The organism is Bacillus sp. Bwzl_19, from assembly GCF_054900515.1.
In genome coordinates this window covers 3,277,578-3,295,453 of sequence record NZ_CM142729.1, presented here as the reverse complement: position 1 = coordinate 3,295,453, position 17,876 = coordinate 3,277,578, and the positions used below count along the sequence as shown (strand labels likewise).

At 45.9% G+C, this 17,876-nt stretch carries 21 protein-coding genes and 1 pseudogene; 14 read left to right on the top strand and 8 right to left on the bottom strand.

The annotated features are described in order from the left end of the window. The first annotated feature begins 102 nt into the window (after positions 1–102). The 8 genes from ACW5MY_RS17495 (at position 103) to ACW5MY_RS17460 (ending at position 6,094) form a co-directional block, all read left to right on the top strand. Positions 103–1,233, top strand: a complete 1,131-nt coding sequence (locus ACW5MY_RS17495) for a response regulator aspartate phosphatase (protein WP_014471144.1) — start codon at positions 103–105, stop codon at positions 1,231–1,233. A gap of 121 nt (positions 1,234–1,354) precedes the next feature. After that, complete coding sequence (locus ACW5MY_RS17490) at positions 1,355–1,834, top strand: hypothetical protein (protein WP_014471143.1); 480 nt, start codon at positions 1,355–1,357, stop codon at positions 1,832–1,834. A gap of 73 nt (positions 1,835–1,907) precedes the next feature. Further along, the gene (locus ACW5MY_RS17485; RefSeq protein WP_014472339.1) at positions 1,908–2,096 is read left to right on the top strand and encodes a CsbD family protein; all 189 of its coding nucleotides are present in this window, start codon (positions 1,908–1,910) and stop codon (positions 2,094–2,096) included. A gap of 351 nt (positions 2,097–2,447) precedes the next feature. Beyond that, the gene (gene ureA / locus ACW5MY_RS17480) at positions 2,448–2,765 is read left to right on the top strand and encodes an urease subunit gamma (RefSeq protein ID WP_013353896.1); all 318 of its coding nucleotides are present in this window, start codon (positions 2,448–2,450) and stop codon (positions 2,763–2,765) included. Further along, a complete protein-coding gene (ureB, locus tag ACW5MY_RS17475; RefSeq protein ID WP_013353895.1) occupies positions 2,762–3,136 on the top strand; it encodes an urease subunit beta in 375 nt (124 codons plus the stop codon). The genes ureA and ureB overlap by 4 nt, the downstream gene beginning before the upstream one ends. After that, positions 3,133–4,842 (top strand): urease subunit alpha, encoded by a 1,710-nt coding sequence (ureC, locus tag ACW5MY_RS17470; protein ID WP_013353894.1) that lies wholly within the window; start codon positions 3,133–3,135, stop codon positions 4,840–4,842. Before ureB ends, ureC begins: the two co-directional genes overlap by 4 nt. A gap of 141 nt (positions 4,843–4,983) precedes the next feature. Continuing rightward, positions 4,984–5,388 (top strand): Rrf2 family transcriptional regulator, encoded by a 405-nt coding sequence (locus tag ACW5MY_RS17465; RefSeq protein WP_003151203.1) that lies wholly within the window; start codon positions 4,984–4,986, stop codon positions 5,386–5,388. A gap of 64 nt (positions 5,389–5,452) precedes the next feature. Then, positions 5,453–6,094, top strand: a complete 642-nt coding sequence (locus ACW5MY_RS17460) for an NAD(P)-dependent oxidoreductase (protein ID WP_013353893.1) — start codon at positions 5,453–5,455, stop codon at positions 6,092–6,094. A 38-nt stretch (positions 6,095–6,132) separates the two neighbouring features. Here the strand turns inward: ACW5MY_RS17460 and ACW5MY_RS17455 are convergent, their stop codons facing one another. The 3 genes from ACW5MY_RS17455 to cls form a co-directional block, all read right to left on the bottom strand. Beyond that, complete coding sequence (locus ACW5MY_RS17455) at positions 6,133–6,519, bottom strand: DUF5362 family protein (RefSeq protein ID WP_013353892.1); 387 nt, start codon at positions 6,517–6,519, stop codon at positions 6,133–6,135. Between the two features lie 329 nt (positions 6,520–6,848). After that, on the bottom strand, positions 6,849–7,259 hold the full coding sequence (locus tag ACW5MY_RS17450) for a hypothetical protein (RefSeq protein ID WP_014471142.1): 411 nt from the start codon (positions 7,257–7,259) through the stop codon (positions 6,849–6,851). Positions 7,260–7,481: 222 nt separating this feature from the next. Beyond that, positions 7,482–8,930 (bottom strand): cardiolipin synthase, encoded by a 1,449-nt coding sequence (gene cls / locus ACW5MY_RS17445; protein ID WP_013353891.1) that lies wholly within the window; start codon positions 8,928–8,930, stop codon positions 7,482–7,484. Positions 8,931–9,150: 220 nt separating this feature from the next. On the opposite strand from cls, the gene ACW5MY_RS17440 reads away from it, so the two are divergent. Then, positions 9,151–9,588 (top strand): DUF5392 family protein, encoded by a 438-nt coding sequence (locus ACW5MY_RS17440; RefSeq protein ID WP_071347459.1) that lies wholly within the window; start codon positions 9,151–9,153, stop codon positions 9,586–9,588. Positions 9,589–9,619: 31 nt separating this feature from the next. Here the strand turns inward: ACW5MY_RS17440 and ACW5MY_RS17435 are convergent, their stop codons facing one another. Both ACW5MY_RS17435 and ACW5MY_RS17430 read right to left on the bottom strand, forming a co-directional pair. Next, positions 9,620–10,069: a DUF5362 family protein gene (locus ACW5MY_RS17435; RefSeq protein WP_013353889.1), complete on the bottom strand. Its 450-nt coding sequence runs from the start codon at positions 10,067–10,069 to the stop codon at positions 9,620–9,622. After that, positions 10,066–10,563 (bottom strand): GNAT family N-acetyltransferase, encoded by a 498-nt coding sequence (locus tag ACW5MY_RS17430; protein WP_013353888.1) that lies wholly within the window; start codon positions 10,561–10,563, stop codon positions 10,066–10,068. The genes ACW5MY_RS17435 and ACW5MY_RS17430 overlap by 4 nt, the downstream gene beginning before the upstream one ends. Before the next feature lie 131 nt (positions 10,564–10,694). Between ACW5MY_RS17430 and ACW5MY_RS17425 the strand changes: the two genes are divergently transcribed. Together ACW5MY_RS17425 and ACW5MY_RS17420 are read left to right on the top strand one after the other, a co-directional pair. Then, the gene (locus ACW5MY_RS17425) at positions 10,695–11,564 is read left to right on the top strand and encodes a M23 family metallopeptidase (RefSeq protein ID WP_289393984.1); all 870 of its coding nucleotides are present in this window, start codon (positions 10,695–10,697) and stop codon (positions 11,562–11,564) included. A gap of 90 nt (positions 11,565–11,654) precedes the next feature. Then, on the top strand, positions 11,655–12,077 hold the full coding sequence (locus tag ACW5MY_RS17420) for a VanZ family protein (protein WP_071347461.1): 423 nt from the start codon (positions 11,655–11,657) through the stop codon (positions 12,075–12,077). 17 nt (positions 12,078–12,094) lie between these two features. Here the strand turns inward: ACW5MY_RS17420 and ACW5MY_RS17415 are convergent, their stop codons facing one another. Next, on the bottom strand, positions 12,095–12,670 hold the full coding sequence (locus tag ACW5MY_RS17415) for an undecaprenyl-diphosphatase (RefSeq protein ID WP_013353885.1): 576 nt from the start codon (positions 12,668–12,670) through the stop codon (positions 12,095–12,097). Between the two features lie 164 nt (positions 12,671–12,834). Between ACW5MY_RS17415 and ftsW the strand changes: the two are divergent. Beyond that, positions 12,835–13,988, top strand: a pseudogene (gene ftsW, locus ACW5MY_RS17410) (putative lipid II flippase FtsW). A 51-nt stretch (positions 13,989–14,039) separates the two neighbouring features. Here the strand turns inward: ftsW and ACW5MY_RS17405 are convergent. Continuing rightward, positions 14,040–14,390: a P-II family nitrogen regulator gene (locus tag ACW5MY_RS17405; RefSeq protein WP_014419080.1), complete on the bottom strand. Its 351-nt coding sequence runs from the start codon at positions 14,388–14,390 to the stop codon at positions 14,040–14,042. Positions 14,391–14,407: 17 nt separating this feature from the next. After that, positions 14,408–15,619 (bottom strand): ammonium transporter, encoded by a 1,212-nt coding sequence (locus ACW5MY_RS17400; RefSeq protein WP_289393980.1) that lies wholly within the window; start codon positions 15,617–15,619, stop codon positions 14,408–14,410. A 253-nt stretch (positions 15,620–15,872) separates the two neighbouring features. Between ACW5MY_RS17400 and ACW5MY_RS17395 the strand changes: the two genes are divergently transcribed. Beyond that, on the top strand, positions 15,873–16,439 hold the full coding sequence (locus ACW5MY_RS17395; protein ID WP_289393979.1) for an isochorismatase family protein: 567 nt from the start codon (positions 15,873–15,875) through the stop codon (positions 16,437–16,439). Further along, the gene (locus ACW5MY_RS17390) at positions 16,436–17,800 is read left to right on the top strand and encodes an MFS transporter (RefSeq protein ID WP_289393978.1); all 1,365 of its coding nucleotides are present in this window, start codon (positions 16,436–16,438) and stop codon (positions 17,798–17,800) included. Before ACW5MY_RS17395 ends, ACW5MY_RS17390 begins: the two co-directional genes overlap by 4 nt. Positions 17,801–17,876 lie beyond the last annotated feature (76 nt).

Sequence of the window (17,876 nt, the reverse complement as noted above, 5' to 3'; positions counted from 1 at the left end):
TGATAGGAATTTTGATGCAGGACGATCAAGTTATTCAATTCCAAAGCCATACAATATGTTAAAATATAACCAATAGAAATTAGAAAAGGTTGTGAAAGGGGCATGACCGCATACGAGATTCCGTCATCTCAGGTTGGAGTCAAGATCAACAAATGGTACAAGCACATTTTAGCGTTTCAAGCGGCTGATGCCATAAAGCTGAAAGAGGAAATTGATGAGGATATACAACGGATGGAGGAAGACCAGCTGCTGCTGCTGTATTATCAGCTGATCAGCTACCGCCATCATATTATGCTTGATTACGTCAAGCCGGATTTTACCGAACAATCACAAATTCAGTACAGCGAGCTGCAAAAGACGATCGAAAGCACGGACAGCATATCGGGACTGTCTGAGTATTATTTCCATTTGTTCAGAGGGATGTATGAATTCGATCAGAATAACTATGTTGCAGCTATTTCTTTTTACAGGAAAGCGGAAAAACTCCTTTCATTTGTCGAGGATGATATAGAGAGGGCGGAATTCCATTTTAAGATGTCTGAAGTTTTTTATGTCATGAAACAGACTCATTTTTCCATGAATCACGGGATTCAGGCGCTGGATACATATGTAAAACACGATTTTTACAGAGTGCGGAGAATTCAATGCCATTTCGTTATCTCAGGAAACTATATCGACTGCAAAAACTACGACAAAGCGCTCGAGCATTTAGATGAAGCGCTCCGCCTTTCTTTGCTTGAAGGACAGCCCCGTCTGATTGGGTCTTCGCTTTACAATCTGGGGAATTGTTATTCTGAAAAGCGCGATCTGGATGAAGCGGCCCGTTACTTTAGAAAAGCGGTTCCCGTTTTTGAGGAGCACCAGCTTGAACAGCTTCCGAAGGCGCTGTTCAGCTTAACACACACCCTTTTCAGGCTGCATGATGACGAAGCGGCCCTTGCCTATTATGAAAGAGGGGTTATGATCGCGAAAGAACGCGGCGACCGATTCAGTTTAGAGAAATATAAGTTTTTACAAGCGCTTTATCTGGAATCCCTCAATATGGACTTAATCCACGAAGTGTTTGATTATATGAATAAAAAATCGCTGTATGTGTATATTGAAGATTTCGCCTTGGAGGCCGCCATTTACACAAGCGCCCATAAGCAATATAAAGAAGCGGCGTATTTTTATGAACAAGCGATTCGCATGAGAGAAAACATTCAAAAAGAACAATGTTTATACGATATATAAGTTTCTTTAACCATCTGATCGGCAGGTGGTTATTTTTTATGCACATTATGACGTTTGATCTTAGAAAAAATCGGAAAAATCGCAAAAGAGGGAAAAAAGAACGATGGAAAGGAGGGATTTGTTGTTCGGATTTAATGATATGATAAAGTTTTTCGTATCATTTCTCATCATTCTGCCGATGGTGTCTGTCATCCATGTGTCAGGCCACAGTTTTATGGCGATGCTGTTCGGAGGCAAGGCGTCATTGGATATCGGAATGGGGAAACGTCTTGTAAAAGTAGGGCCGATTCAGGTTAGGCGTATCTACTTTATAGATTCTTTCTGCAAGTTCGGCGAATTGCGGATAGATAACCGTCTGACGAGCGCGCTCGTCTATTCCGGAGGCTGTCTGTTTAATCTCGCTTCTATTTTTTTAATAAATCTGCTGATCATAAAAGATGTCTTTGAGCCAAACTTATTTTTTTACCAATTTGTCTATTTTTCAACTTATTATGTTTTCTTTGCCCTTCTTCCGGTCCAATATGGGGAGAATAAGCTGTCAGACGGATTGGCCGTTTACAAAGTGATCCGCTACGGAGAACGCTGTGAAATCAATAATTGAGAGTTTACATGTTTGTGTTCGGGCTGAAAGGGAAGAAAACAAGTACACAAGAACAAAAGGAGCTGAAGAGATCATGAGTCAAGATAACGGTTTAAAAGACAAAGTAAAAGGCGGCATGAACAAAATGAAAGGGGAAGCAAAAGACAAAGCCGGTGACATGACAGACAAGACCGACTTAAAAGCGGAAGGTAAAAAAGACAAAGCGAAAGGCAGCCTGCAAAAGGGTGTCGGCAAAACGAAAGATAAACTCAGTGACGATTAATTTGAAATGGAAACACTGCAAAAGCCCAAAACATTTTGGGCTTTTTGTTATGAGAAATGACAAAATTTCCAGTTCGTTTGGTTAATATTCACTAACTTTTTAAATATTCTATAAATTTTACGATAATTTCTTTATAATATTCACAAAGAATGTGACCTTTCTTCACATTTGGTTAAACGTTTGTTTAAGAAAAAAATAACAAATCGGGAATTTCTGCAAAAGGAATCAGGCTGTTCGCCGTCGAATAACTTTTATCACTTAACATTTCATGAGGTGAAGGGGGTGGTAACCGCCTGCATCGTTTCGGTATGACCATGTGGATTGCGTTTGACTATCAAAAGGGGGAATACGATGAAACTGACACCGGTTGAACAAGAAAAATTGCTTATTTTCACAGCGGGAGAGCTCGCAAAACAGCGGAAAGAGCGCGGCGTTCTGCTGAATTATCCTGAAGCTGCCGCATATTTGACCTGTTACCTGATGGAAGGCGCCAGAGACGGAAAAAGCGTTGCTGAGCTGATGGAATCCGGCCGCACCGTTTTAACGGAAAAAGACGTTATGGAAGGCGTTCCGGAAATGCTGGACAGCATTCAGGTGGAAGCGACGTTCCCGGACGGGGTCAAGCTTGTCACCGTTCATCAGCCGATCAAAGCGGAGGTGAAGTCATGAAGCCGGGAGCCATTCAAGTCGCAAAGGGGACCATCACCATTAACGAAGGCCGAAAGACGCTGGAGGTGTCAGTCACCAATAACGGAACAAGGTCAGTGCAGGTAGGATCGCATTTTCATTTTGCGGAAGCCAACGGCGCCCTGTCCTTCAATCGGGAGAAAGCAATCGGCATGCGTCTTGACATTCCGTCAGGCACATCGGTCCGTTTTGAACCGGGAGAAGAGAAAACCGTCACGCTCGTGGAAATCGGAGGAAGAAAAACGGTCAGAGGCCTGAACGGAATGGCCGATACGTATATGGATGAGCGGGGTAAAGAGAAGACTCTGTCAAATCTTAAAAAAGCCGGATGGATGGAGGAAGCGATCCGATGAAAATGTCACGCGAGCAATACGCAGAACTGTTCGGACCGACAACGGGAGACAAAGTCAGACTCGGAGATACGGATTTATGGATCGAGGTCGAAAAAGACTTCACGAATTACGGAGAAGAAATGATTTTCGGCGGAGGAAAAACAATCCGTGACGGTATGGGGCAGAACGGCCGCATCACAGGGAAAGACGGGGCGCTTGATCTTGTCATTACAAACGCCGTCGTCCTGGATTATACCGGGATCGTCAAGGCGGATATCGGAGTGAAGGACGGCCGGATTGTCGGCGTCGGGAAAAGCGGCAACCCGGATATCATGGATGGGGTCGACCCGCACATGATCATCGGCGCCGGAACAGAAGTCATTTCCGGTGAAGGAAAAATCGTAACGGCCGGCGGCGTTGATACGCATATCCACTTTATCTGCCCGCAGCAGATGGAAGTCGCGCTTTCTTCAGGCGTGACCACGCTTCTGGGCGGCGGAACGGGCCCTGCGACGGGAAGTAAAGCGACGACCTGTACATCCGGCGCGTGGTACATGTCGAGAATGCTGGAGGCGGCTGAGCAATTTCCGATCAATGTCGGGTTTTTAGGGAAAGGGAATGCTTCTGATAAAGCGCCTCTCATTGAGCAGACAGAAGCCGGCGCGATCGGCCTGAAGCTGCATGAAGATTGGGGAACAACGCCAAGCGCCATCAAAACTTGCATGGAAGTAGCGGATGAAGCGGATATTCAGGTGGCGATTCACACAGACACGATTAATGAAGCGGGCTTTTTAGAAAACACGCTTGATGCGATCGGCGACCGGGTTATCCATACATATCACATAGAGGGAGCCGGCGGAGGCCATGCACCGGATATTATGAAACTCGCATCTTACGCCAATATTCTGCCGTCCTCTACGACGCCGACGATTCCGTATACCGTCAACACGATGGACGAGCATCTTGATATGATGATGGTCTGCCATCATTTAGATTCAAAAGTTCCGGAAGACGTGGCGTTCAGTCATTCACGCATCAGAGCGGCCACCATTGCGGCGGAGGATATTCTGCACGATATCGGCGCCATCAGCATGACATCATCTGACTCGCAGGCGATGGGCAGGGTGGGAGAAGTGATTATCCGGACATGGCAGGTTGCCGATAAAATGAAAAAGCAGCGAGGCGCTCTTTCAGGAGAAAACGGCAATGACAATGTACGCGCCAAACGCTATATCGCCAAATACACGATCAATCCGGCCATCACCCACGGCCTGAGCCATGAAGTCGGTTCCGTCGAAAAAGGAAAGCTCGCCGACCTCGTATTATGGGACCCGGTTTTCTTCGGCGTCAAACCTGAACTTGTGCTCAAAGGCGGCATGGTTGCCCGCGCCCAAATGGGGGACCCGAATGCTTCCATTCCGACGCCTGAGCCTGTGTTTATGAGGCAGATGTACGCTTCATACGGTAAAGCGAACCGCAATACCTCTATTACATTTATGTCCCAGGCCGGTATCGAAAACGGCGTACCTGAAAAGCTCGGGCTTGAAAAAATGATTTCTCCCGTACGGAATATCCGTAAGCTGAGTAAGCTCGACATGAAGCTGAATGATGCGATGCCGAATATACAAGTCGATCCGAAAACCTATCAGGTGTTCGCCGACGGAGAAGAGCTGGCATGCCAGCCCGTCAGCTATGTTCCGCTCGGACAGCGTTATTTCTTATTTTAATCCATCTCCGGCCGGTTTCCCGCCGGCCTATTTACACCTCTGTTGCCAACTTGATTTCATCTTCCCGCGTGATTTAGTGTATATTAATAGTTGACAAACAAATGAAATGTAACTATTATGGTTACAACGGTGGTGAAAAACATGATTAACAGCCGTCTTGCTGTGGCCATTCACATTCTATCGCTGATCTCAACGGATGAACGGGCATCATCAGATATGATTGCAGGCAGTGTAAACACCAATCCCGTCGTAGTGCGGAGAACGATCAGCCAGCTGAAAAAAGCAGGTATTCTGACATCCCGGGCGGGTGTTCCGGGAGCCAGCCTGAAAAAAGATCCGTCTGAGATTACCCTCCTGGAGGTTTACAGGGCGGTGCAGAATAAGGAAGAGCTTTTTGCGGTTCACGACAATCCGAATCCGGACTGTCCGGTCGGCAAAAATATTCAGCGTGCGCTTGATGAGACGTTCGGAAGCGTTCAGCGGGCAATGGAGAATGAATTGGCGAGCAAGTCCCTTTATGATGTAATGAATCATCTCTTTTGTTAAAAAGAGATGGCTTCATGCCGCCACAGTTGTAACAATAATAGTTACAAATAAGGAGGAAAAGAACATGAAAATCGGAATTATCGGAGCAAGCGGAAAAGCGGGAAGCGCTATTATGAAGGAAGCGAAGGAACGCGGCCATGAGGTGGCGGCAATCGTCAGAAATGCATCAAACGTAAAAGATCAAGATGTCACGGTTGTGGAAAAAGACATCTTTGATTTGAAGGCGGAGGATATAAAGCCATTTGATGCCGTAGTCAACGCCTTCGGTGCGCCGGCGGGCAAGGAGCATCTGCATGTTGAAGCGGGAAAAGCACTAATCAGCATTTTCAAGGAAGCAAAAGATACAACATTATTTGTCGTCGGCGGAGCAGGCAGCCTCTTTGTTGATGAAGCAAAAACAACACGTCTGGCTGAAACGCCGGAATTTCCGAAAGAATATCTGCAGACAGCGCTTCAGCAGGCGAAAAATTTACAAGACCTTGAAAACACCGAGTCTATTTCTTGGACATTTCTGAGTCCGGCGGCAATGTTTGATCCGAACGGAAAACGCACGGGAGCATACAAAAAAGGCAAAGACACACTCATCGTCAATGATGCAGGCGACAGCTATATCAGCTACGCCGATTATGCCATTGCCGTATTGGATGAATTGGAAAATCCAAAGCACCAAAACGAGCGCTTTACCGTTGTCGGAGAAGCGGAATAAGAAAAAAATCCCGGGCGGACGCGCCGGGATTTTCTTTTTTAATATGTATTGGCATCAATGTTATCAAATACGCCGTCCACGATGCCGAGCGTCATAAGTACAATGAAGAGAACGATGCAGAGAACGGACAAGCCGATTGTTACAATGAGATAGATCCCCTGCATTTTCACGAACTTTGCGTAATTCTCCAGCATATGTTCCTCTGTCAGTTCATTGAACTGCTCCGCCATCTGTCCCGCTTCTTTTGCCGAGCGCATCAGAAAAATGCCGGCAATGATCTGCAGAACGCCTGGAATGGCTCCGATTAAGAAGAAAAACGCGCCGGACAGCGCAGCAAATGCGCCCATAATAATAAACAAAATACCTGTCGCTTTTCCCCATTTCGAAATAGAAATAAGCGAACGATTCACTGATTCAGGTTTCAAAACTTGGCACTCCTTTACAAAAAAATACTCACTTTTCATTTATACACTATTCGGCCATTCTTTTGAATATAAAATGTGTTTTTTCCAGCCATGTGTCCGTTTCTACCTTGAATGGCCGTCTTTGAAAGGGTGCTGTTAAACAAAATAGAAATCGCTGATGGACTTCTTTAATAACCAACTGAAAAAGCTGTTACTATCATATTAGTTATTTATCTACTTTTTAAAGAAAAATAGCCGAGAAAGATGCAAAAAAGGTTGACTCTATCAGCGGTAAATATCTTTTAGTTAGAATCTGAAAAAAGACAGTTCCAAAAAGGGTATTTAAGATGCTACCAGTTAACAGTTATAGTGTGTGATTGTACTTCATAAGATCCTATATTAAGTGTAACTGCAACTCGTTTTCTGCTAAAGTGTTCTTTCCTTAATTTATTGATAGAGAATGATTTTGTAGGAGTTCTTTTTGAGAATGAGCCTTTTAATTGATATTGTGAAGCACCCTCTGAGACTCTAAGGTAAGCAGTATAATTTAATGTTCCACATTTACCGTTAGTTTCTCCATACCAATCAATTGTAGATGCTTTTTTAGAATATGTATAGGCGTCAACCCAAACTCTAACTTTACAGCCTTTTTTTCCAACTTCAGTCCATGGGCCTGTAGCTGCTTGAGCCTTGCCAACTGGAATACTCAGAAGGCCTAGTGAAAGAGCAATAACCGAAAATAACATTGAAATTTTTTTCATGAGACTTTCCTCCTTTTATGAAATATTTTACTATAAATTATAAATTAATCAATGTTTATTCTAATTCTATAAACGGTGTGATTTTAATTTGTGAAATAATATGTGTGAATAATCATGGTAATTTGGTTGTTTATTCTAATAAAAAACCTTTAAATGAGTGTATAATCACAAGTGTAATGATTATACACATCTATTTAAAGGAGAAAGAAAGCTAATTAAAGTTTATAAAATCGGCGACAGAAGCCTTGAAATCGATTCTTTGATGCGGATCCGCAGTGAACGCTCCTGGTATTCTTCATACGTATATTTTCTGGAGACGAGCAGATCTTCTTTAAATGAGGAAATGAGCTTTTTCGCGATGGTGACGTCATAAATAAAGGCGTTGACTTCAAAATTAAGCCTGAAGCTTCTGACGTCGATATTCGCCGTACCGACTGAAGCCGTCTCATCATCGACGACAATCGTTTTTGCATGAATAAAGCCGTTATCGTAAATATAGACCGAGGCCCCGGCTTTCAAAAGATCTCCGATGTAAGATAAAGTCGCCCAGTAAACGAAAGCGTGATCCGGTTTGTTCGGGATCATGATTTTTACGTCGATGCCTGACAGGCAAGCGATCCTGAGAGCGTCTAAAAGACTTGAGTCAGGAATAAAGTAAGGCGTCTGAATCAGGATCGACCGTTTGGCCGTTGAGATCATTTTGATATAACCGTTTTTAATTTGTTCCCACTCTGAATCCGGTCCGCTCGTGACAATCTGCATCCCCACATTCCCCTTCGGCTCGCATTCCGGAAAATGATTCGGGACGTATGTGAGCGTATGGTGATGGGAGGCTTGGTTCCAGTCGAGGATAAACCTTGTCTGAATGGCGTGAACCGCCGTACCCTGAAGCCTGAGGTGCGTATCGCGCCAGTAGCCGAATTTCGGGTTCAGGCCGAGATATTCGTCTCCGACGTTAAAGCCGCCGACATATCCGGTTTCGCCGTCAATAATCACGAGCTTGCGGTGATTCCGATAATTGAGCCGCAAATTAATCGGGCGGAGCCTGGAAGGAAAAAAGACCTCCACATGGCCGCCGGCGTCCCGCAGCGGTTTGAAGAATTTTTTTCTGAGCGTTCTTGAACCGAGTTCATCATATAACACTCTGACCTTTACGCCTTCCTGTGCTTTTTTCACTAAGGCATCGCGCAATTTTTTTCCCAGTTCATCACCTTTATAAATATAATATTGAAGATGAATGTGATCTTTCGCATTGGAAATGTCTTTCATTAAGCGTTTGAACTTATCGCGCCCGTCCGTTAAAATCTCAACTGAATTATCCTCTGTAAAGACAGCGTGGTTGTTCATGACAAGCATATAGATAAGGTCTTTATTATCCACAGTCGCCCTATTGTTAAATTGGAATTGCCTCGATTTCAGGTCTTTCAGCTGAGACTTCAGCAGCTTTTCAATCCCGATCTTTTTACGGTCTTCCCATTGAAACAGGTGCTTGCGTCTCAGGTTATGGCCGAATAAGAGGTATAAAATAAACCCTAAAATGGGAATAAAAAAAAGAACCAAAAGCCAAGCCCATGAAGCGCTGGCATCGCGTCTTTCTTTGAAAATCATGATGATGGCCAGAAGTATATTTAAAATGAAAAAAAATCCGAATAAAATAAATGAAATGCTCACTTTGCAACCCCGCTATATCATATTTATCAAGACTGTGCCCATTAGTATTCCGACAAGTGCAGCAATCTGATTCCCATTTCAAATTATAACATTGACATTTTGAAAGAATAAAGAGCCGGAATCAAAGATGGATGCAGTTTTCTTTCAAAGAAAGTTCCGGGTGCGGTAAAATAAGCATATATGAAAAAGAAGACAAAAATGACAGCAAAGGGGAGAGGGTATGAAGCTGGAACATGCGGAACAATTGCCGGGGTTCATAAAAAAAGAAATTCAGAAAATCCAAATCGCCATCACGCCGCTGATGAAAAAAAGCATCATTTACCGTTTTCTTGCTTTCCCGCTCGCCGCTTTTTCTCTGTTTCATCTGGCATCGCTTTTGATTCAGGCTCCTTCCGGGAGAGGAGCTTTCGTATCGGCCGGCATTTTTGCGCTCCTTGCGGCCTTGGGTCTTGCGTTTTTTAAAGAAGCCGGCTATCAGCGGAAACAGGTGCAAAAAACGATCCGTCTGTATATGCTGAACAGAATCAGAAAAAGCAATATTCTGTCCGAGGAACGGAAAAGCGCCTATACCCGATCGATTGCGGAGGAGCCGTCTGCGATGAAGAGTTTTATTGAATTTTTAACAGAAGAAGACCGGAAAAAAGAAATGCTGTATTAAAAAAGAGCTGACACGCGATCAGCTCTTTTTGTCATTCAAACACCGGGTCGTTCTCATAGTAATATGAATCAGGCGTGTCATACGTATCGGTGCTGTGATAAGCCATAATTCCGATGACAGCGAAGATGGCGACTAAAATAAAAGCGATAATGCCCAATGCCACACTGGATACAGCGTAAAAAAACTGCATTTTGATAAAGGACGCGTAATGTTCGAGCATATTTTCTTCCGCGTTTTCTTCCAGGCCTTCCTGAAGGGCGGCGGCCGCTTTTGCCGAGCGCATCAGCATGACGCCGGAAATGATGAGCAAAACCCCCGGAATAGCTCCGAGCAGCGTCACTATGGCTGACAGAGCGGACAGAGAGCCCGTAATGATAAGAAACACGGCGGTGATTTTTCCCCATTTGGCAATGTCGGCAAGGGAACGGGCTTTTTTATTGAGCGGCTGATTTTCGTCTTTTTCTTTATCGATGCTGATCATGACAGTTCTCTCCCTAAAATGTTCAAGTCATATCGTTTTCCGTCCATTTCGGCGATACCCGGGAATACGCCCCATTCAGTGAAGCCGAATTTTTCAAACAGCTTAATGCTCGGCACATTATGGCCGAAGATAAAAGCCATCAGATTCCGGATGCCGATTTTCGGAGCGATCGCAAGGGCTTCTTTCAGCAGAAAGCTTCCCGCTCCTTTGCCCCGGCAATCCTGATGCAGATAGATGCTGATCTCCGCTGTTTTGTCATAGGCCGGACGGCCGTAAAACGTTTCAAAGCTGATCCAGGCCGCCACTTTGCCGTTCTCATCTTCCGCGACCATCAGCGGGCGCCGGTCCGTGTGCCGCAAAAACCAATCCATCCGGTCTTCGGGCGTCACTTCTTCCGTATCAGCCGTTACCATTCGTGAGGCAATCGTCGAGTTGTATATGGCCACAACCGCATCTAAATCTTCCGAAACGGCTTTGCGCAGGGTTAAATTCATACTCCGGGATCTCCCTTCACATTTTATTACATAATTAAGAGCAATCTGCACATACTACTTCCAAAAAGTTTTTTGTAGATGTGTATATATTTTCAGAAAAGTGTTCAGAATGTTGCTGAGGTGATGAACAAATGAGAGAGGAAGAAAAGAAAACTTCTCAAGTCAAAAAACTTCAGCGGTTCTTTCGCAAACGCTGGATATTCCCTGCAATCTACTTAGTCAGTGCGGCCGTCATTTTAACAGCTGTCCTTTGGTATCAATCCGTTTCAAATGATGTGAAGGACAATCTGACGAATAACGGCGGAAACTCCGCGTATGACAACGGCAAAGACGATGCCGTCGAAGTAGGAAAGTCAATGGAAAACGTCGCAATGCCGGCTGCTCATTCTGAAAATGTTTCTGTTGTGAAAAAGTTTTACGAAACGAATGCCGCAAAAAAAGAGAAAGAAGCAGCACTTGTTAACTATAATAACACGTACAGCCTAAGTAAAGGAATTGACTTAGCTGAGAAAGACGGAAAATCATTTGATGTTTCTGCTTCTCTGAGCGGTACGGTTGTTAAAGCTGCTAAAGATCCGGTGCTGGGCTATGTGGTCGAAATTGAACACTCATACGGCCTGTCTACTGTCTATCAGTCTTTATCTGAAGTCAGCGTAGACCAGGGCGACAAAGTAAAGCAGAACCAAGTCATCGGAAAATCAGGAAAAAACCTTTACAGTGAAGAAAGCGGAAATCACGTTCACTTTGAAATCCGCAAAGACGGTGTAGCGATGAACCCGCTGAACTTTATGGACAAACCGGTAACATCTATTGAAAAAGCGGCGGCTGAAGAGAAAAACGCTGTGACAGAAGAAACGGAAGGGGCCATTCAGCAGTCTTCCGAGAAAAAAGATGTGACGCCTAAACAAGAAACCGAGGAAAAACCCGGCGGTAAAGAAGACGGCACAAAAGACAAGACAGATGGTAAAGATGACGGTTCAATGAAAGATTCAGGCAAGTAACTGTGATCCTTAAGCGCCTATCAGCTCTGATAGGCGCTTTTCATTTTGCCGCATGTGCCTTTATACTGGTAGAAAACGAGGAGATGCTGAATGAATAAATGTCTGGCGGCGGGGTGGCTCGTCTTTGTTTTCATTTCTGCTTTGACTGAAAGCTTTCACGATATGATTGTGACGCAGACGGTGGCCTTCCGTTTCACGCCCCATCCGGATGTTTCCGGTTTCTTTGTGTTCGATTTGGCGGAGCTGGCCATACCGGAAGCGGCGATTCAAAAGCTCGGGCACGCGTTTTCGTTTTTTGTGCTCACCTATTTGTTTTTCAGAGAGCGCAGGAGCATGAAGAGGGCGGTGCTGTATGCATTGGCCGCCGCGTTTTTGACAGAAATCGTCCAGCTCTTTTTCGGAAGAAACGGATGCCTCCGCGATGTGCTGATTGACGGTCTCGGCACTGCCGCATTCTGTGCTTTACAAAGGAAAAAGCTTACGGCCAAACATACAAAAACCGGCAGTCTGTGACAGACGCCGGCTTTTTTTTATAGATTATGGTTTGTCGATTTGTTTTTATGAACGATACTTTCGTAGATCCGCACGATCAGATCGACAATCGGACGAAGCACATTTGAAAATCTGAACAGCAGGAATCCGACAACGAGGGCGACAATAATGCTTCCGAGCACATCAATCGGATAATGGTGGCCGACCCAAATTCTTGAGAAGCCTGTCAAAAGGCCGAAAATCACCAGCGGCCAGCCGAGTTTCTTGTTGCGGAACAGAATCGCAATTGAAATGGCCAAAGCGCCTGTCGTATGGTCACTCGGAAAAGAAGCATCCGCGGCGTGAGGGATCAGCGTATGAACCGTGTGCTCGACAAAGGGGCGCGGCTCGACATAGACTTTTGTGATGAGATAGTTGACGATAAGCGCCGCAATACCCGTGAAGCCCGCATACAGGGCGTTTTGTCTGCCTTTTGTGCTTCCGAACAGCCACATGGCAAGCAGGAAAAGGGCATAGGCGTAAATGGAGTATTCCGTTATAAATACCATGATAGAGTCGAGAATGGCACTATGGTGCGACAAACCATTGATCGCTTTAAATAGTTCGTAATTCACAAATATCACCTTTTATCTTTATTTTATATGAACAGTGTAATGCTTTTTTCTATGAGACACAATTGGTATTAAAAATAATCATAAAAAAGTAAACAGATTGAAACGTGACTGTATTGCTGTGCGTCAAGTATGAGGGAAAAGAATAGCCGAAGGAGTTTTGTCCGTTGCTGAAACGTTTAAAAAACGCCGATCTGCCGCTTGTGTTTGTCATCATGCTGCTGTGCGGATTCGGCTTGTTAATGGTGTACAGCGCCAGTGATGTGATGGGGTCTCAGCGGTACGGAGATCCATCCTATTTCTTCCATAAACAGAGAACCTCTTTATTGATCGGAATATGCTTATTTTTATTTGCCGCCTGTCTGCCGTATAAGCGGTATGCGCGGCTTGTACCGGTGTTTGTGGTCGGATCGCTGTTATTGCTGCTGCTCGTGTTGATACCGGGAATCGGGCTGGAGCGGAATTTTTCCCGCAGATGGCTGGGAGCGGGGCCGCTTGTCGTACAGCCGTCTGAATTGGCGAAGATCGCGATGATTTTGTATTTCGCTTCAATTTATACGAAAAAGCAGCCTTACATTCATCAATTTGTGAAAGGGGTTCTGCCGCCTTTAGTGATTTTGGGGACCGCTTTTATCTTGACATTGGCGGAGCCTGATTTAGGGACGGCTTCCTTAATCCTGGCGGCGTGCGGTTCGATTTTATTATGTGCCGGCTTGAAAAAACGCCATTTGTTCGTGCTCGGCGCAACGGGGTGTCAGGGGTCGTTTATCTCGCATTTTCCGCTTCTTATCGTGTGAAGCGTCTCGTTTCCTTTACCAATCCGTTTGGTGATGCGAACGGGGACGGCTATCAGCTGATTCAATCCTATTTTGCTATTTCCGGAGGCGGATTTTTCGGAAGAGGGCTTGGGAACAGTGTTGAAAAAATGAATTATCTGCCTGAGGCGCATACTGATTTCATTATGGCCGTGATCAGCGAAGAACTGGGGATATTCGGTGTTCTGATCGTGTTGGGATTATATTTTGCGTTAATGCTTCTCGGCGTAAAAACGGCCGTGCGTGCTGATGACCCGTTCGGGAAGCTTCTCGCCGTCGGAATTACGTTTCAATTAATGTTTCAGGTTGTATTGAATTTGGGAGCGATGAGCGGACTTCTCCCGGTTACGGGTGTGCCGCTTCCGTTTATCAGCTACGGCGGTTCTTCATTGATCATGACGCTGTTTTTGTGCGGCATACTGGTCAATATCAGTACATATGCGAATAAACAAACTGCACGTTATAAGCGGCCTGTCCCGCATGAAAAAAAGGTTTCTTCTTTTTGATGAAGATTGAAAAAAACGCCCGGGACATGCTGTCCCCGGGCGTCTGTATGTTTATAAAGCTTCGGGTCCTTCTTCTCCGGTGCGGATATTAATCGTGTTTCCGATTTCGTAGACGAATATTTTGCCGTCGCCCGGCTCTCCCGTTTTCAGCACCTTTTTCGCCGTTTCGACCACTTGATCAACGGGGACTTTGCTGACAACGATTTCCACTTTCAGCCGTTCATACACATTGCTCTCAATTTTGACTCCGCGGTACAGTTCGGTGTGGGCTTTTTGAAGGCCGCAGCCGTGTACGTTGGAGAAGGTCAGCGATGTGACTCCGATTTTACCGAGTTCCTGTTTCAATGTTTCAAACTTAGCCGGACGCGTAACGATTTCTACTTTGAACATTTGACCGCTCATCTAAGTCACTCCTCACTTTATAAGTCCTGATATGCTTTTTCCCCGTGCATCGTTAAATCAAGCCCAAGTGACTCTTCTTCTTCACTGGCGCGGAGGGGAATGAACAGACCTACAATTTTAATGATAACGAAAGTGACAATAAATACAAATACATAGGTTGCCGCAATGGCTGCAATCTGTTTCCAAAGCAGTCCCGGATCGCCGTAAAACAGCCCGTTTGCCCCGCCTTCATTGACGGAGACGGTTGCGAATAAACCGGTCGCGATGCCGCCCCATGTGCCGCCGATCCCGTGCAGGCCGAAAGCGTCAAGCGCATCGTCATATCCGAACGTCTTTTTGAGCCAATAAACGCCCCAAAAACAGACAAGCCCGCCGATGAAACCGATCACAATGGAAGAAAACGGCGTAACGAACCCGGCGGCCGGCGTAATGGCGACAAGCCCGGCGATAGCGCCTGATACAGCGCCGAGCATGGTCGGCTTTTTGTTCAGCATCCATTCGATTACAATCCACCCGATAATTCCGGCCGCAGCTGCGGTGTTTGTATTAATGAAAGCAAACATCGCTATGCTGTCAAGTGTCAGGGCGCTGCCGACATTGAAGCCGAACCATCCGAACCAAATGAGCGCCCCGCCCAAGAAAGTGTAAATTAAGTTGTGAGGGGAAGCCGCCGTGCCGTCTTTGCGTTTCCCAAGCACAATCGCCAGCACAAGCCCGGCGACTCCGGAAGAAATGTGAACGACGTTTCCGCCTGCGAAATCAAGAGCGCCCATTTGGCCGATCCAGCCGCCGCCCCATACCCAGTGCGCAACGGGCGTATATACGAGTGAAACCCACAAAAAGGAAAATGCAAGAAAGGCGCTGAATCTCATGCGTTCAGCAAATGCTCCGGAAATAATCGCCGTCGTCAGCACGGCAAATGTCATTTGGAACATCATGAACAATGAATGCGGAATCGTCTCACTGTAGCTTCCGGGTTCAAATCCGACTCCCTTCAGCCCCGCCCATTCAATGCCGCCAAGCCATGTATTGCCGGGAGCAAAAGCAAGTGAATATCCGTACAAAACCCAAACGACGGATACGATGGCGAGAGAAGAAAAACTGTGCATCGCTGTGCTGAGCACGTTTTTGCTTTTTACCATTCCGCCGTAAAACAAAGCCAACCCGGGGGTCATCAGCCACACGAGTAAAGCGCAAAAGAACATAAATACTGTATCGCCCATCTGCATGTTGTATTCCTCCGTCTCATTTCAGAATGTGATTATGATTAATTCATTATTATAGAGAAAAAAGAACGATAAAACATTTTCGTGTAAGGTTATATGACATGGTTTTTCGAAGTGTATAATGTCGAATTTTCAAATAAACAGGAAGTGACTTTATATCCATAAAAAGAGCGCCGGAGCACGGCGCAGAAATCCTGCCCGGGAAAGAGTAAAATAAACGGGGTGAGAAACACTAACTGTATCAGGAGGAATTATTATGACTACATCATTAAATCTGCAATTTGAAAAAACGGCTTTGGTCATTATCGATTTACAAAAAGGCATTGTTCCGTTTGATAAAAGCGGCGCCGTTGTGCCGAACACGAAAAAATTAATTGATGTGTTCCGTGAAAAAGGCGGCTTTATCAGCTTTGTGAACGTAGACTTTCACGACGGAGCGGATGCGCTGAAGCCGCTGACGGATGAAGAGGCGGCAGGCCATTCGGCTCCGGCGGCGGATTGGGCTGAATTTGTGCCTGAAATCGAAGTGAAGGAAAATGATTATACGGTAACAAAACGGCAGTGGGGGGCGTTTTTCGGCACGGACCTGGATCTTCAGCTCAGAAGACGGGGAATCGACACCATTGTATTATGCGGGATTGCGACAAACATCGGCGTGGAAAGCACGGCGCGGGAAGCTTTTCAGCTCGGGTATCAGCAAGTTTTCGTGACTTACGCGATGGCGACATTCAGCGATGAACAGCACGAAGCGACACTCAAGTTTATCTTCCCGAAAATCGGCAGAAGCCGGACGACGGAAGAATTTATCGCGCAGACCAAATGACAATCTCCAAAAAAAGCCGCGTCCTGTTTTTGACTGCCGTGGCTTCGGGGACGATGCTGAACCCGTTGAACTCGTCGATGATTTCTCTTGCTCTTCACAGCATTCAGCATGAATTTCACCTGTCGTTTACTACGGTGTCCTGGCTGATATCGTCCTTTTATCTGGCCAGCGCGGTGGCACAGCCTGTTACCGGGAAGCTCGGTGATATGCTCGGCAGGAAGAAGCTGTTTTTGATCGGGCTTCTGCTTGTTGCCGTCTCGGCCATCGGCGCGCCGTTTGCGCCGACTTTCATGACTTTGTTAATTATGAGACTGTTTCAATCGATCGGAAGCAGCGCGATATATCCGTCCGGCGTCGGATTGATCCGTTCGAATATACAGGAGAAACAGGCGTCGGCGCTGGCCGTTCTGTCCATCTTTGCATCAGCTATGACGGCGCTCGGTCCGACTCTCGGCGGTTTTCTGATCGTTTGGGGAGGATGGCCCGCAATCTTTTTCGTCAATCTGCCGTTTATCATTCTCAGCTTTTTTCTCGGGATGTATATGTTTCCGAAGGATGAAAAACGCGAGATCGGCGGCTGGAAATCCGTGCTCCGTCAGCTTGATACGATCGGGATACTCTTGTTTGCCGGGGCGATTATCCTTCTCTTGTCGTTTTTATTGTCCTTCAGTACGAAGCCCCATTATACAGAAGGCGTATTCGGGCTTTTGTTTGTCGGGCTGTTTATCTGGCGCGAGCTGAAAACGGAGAAGCCGTTTATTGATGTCAGGCTGTTTAAAACACATCGGAAACTATCGTCGGTGTATATTCAATTTATTTTGCTGAATATCTTCTTTTACTGCATTTTTTTCGGGCTTCCGAGCTATTTTCAGGATGAAATGCATTTGTCCGTTCAGACAAGCGGATTGATTATGCTGTTTATGTCGGGCATGAGCATCTTGGTGTCGCCGTTGACCGGAAAATGGATAGATAAGAAAGGGATTCTTCAGCCGATTGTCGCCGGAACATGTCTGACCGCGGTCGGGGCGGTGCTGTTAACGTTCTTCTTTCTTCAGGCGCCTATGATAGGAAAAGGGCTGATTCTGTCTGTGCTGGGCGTCGGCTATGGCTTCGGCAATGTGACGTTCCAGGCGGCCATGTTGAAAACAAGTCCGGCTGACATGGTCGGAACAACGTCCGGCCTGTTTCAGACCTGCCGGTATCTGGGTTCGATTTTGTCTTCTGTCATTTTGGGCATTCTTTTCGGAAAAGAAATTACCGCCGGCCATTTTCATATGCTCGGCACGATTCTTATCATTGTCGGCGCGGTAAGCCTTTTGATGGCGTTCCGGTTTTCGGTTCTCCTCAAAAAGGCCTCTTAACAGCCGCATCAAAAGAGACGGGCTCTCCCCGTCTCTTTTTTTATGTGTAATATGCTCAAAAATCAAAACGATTATT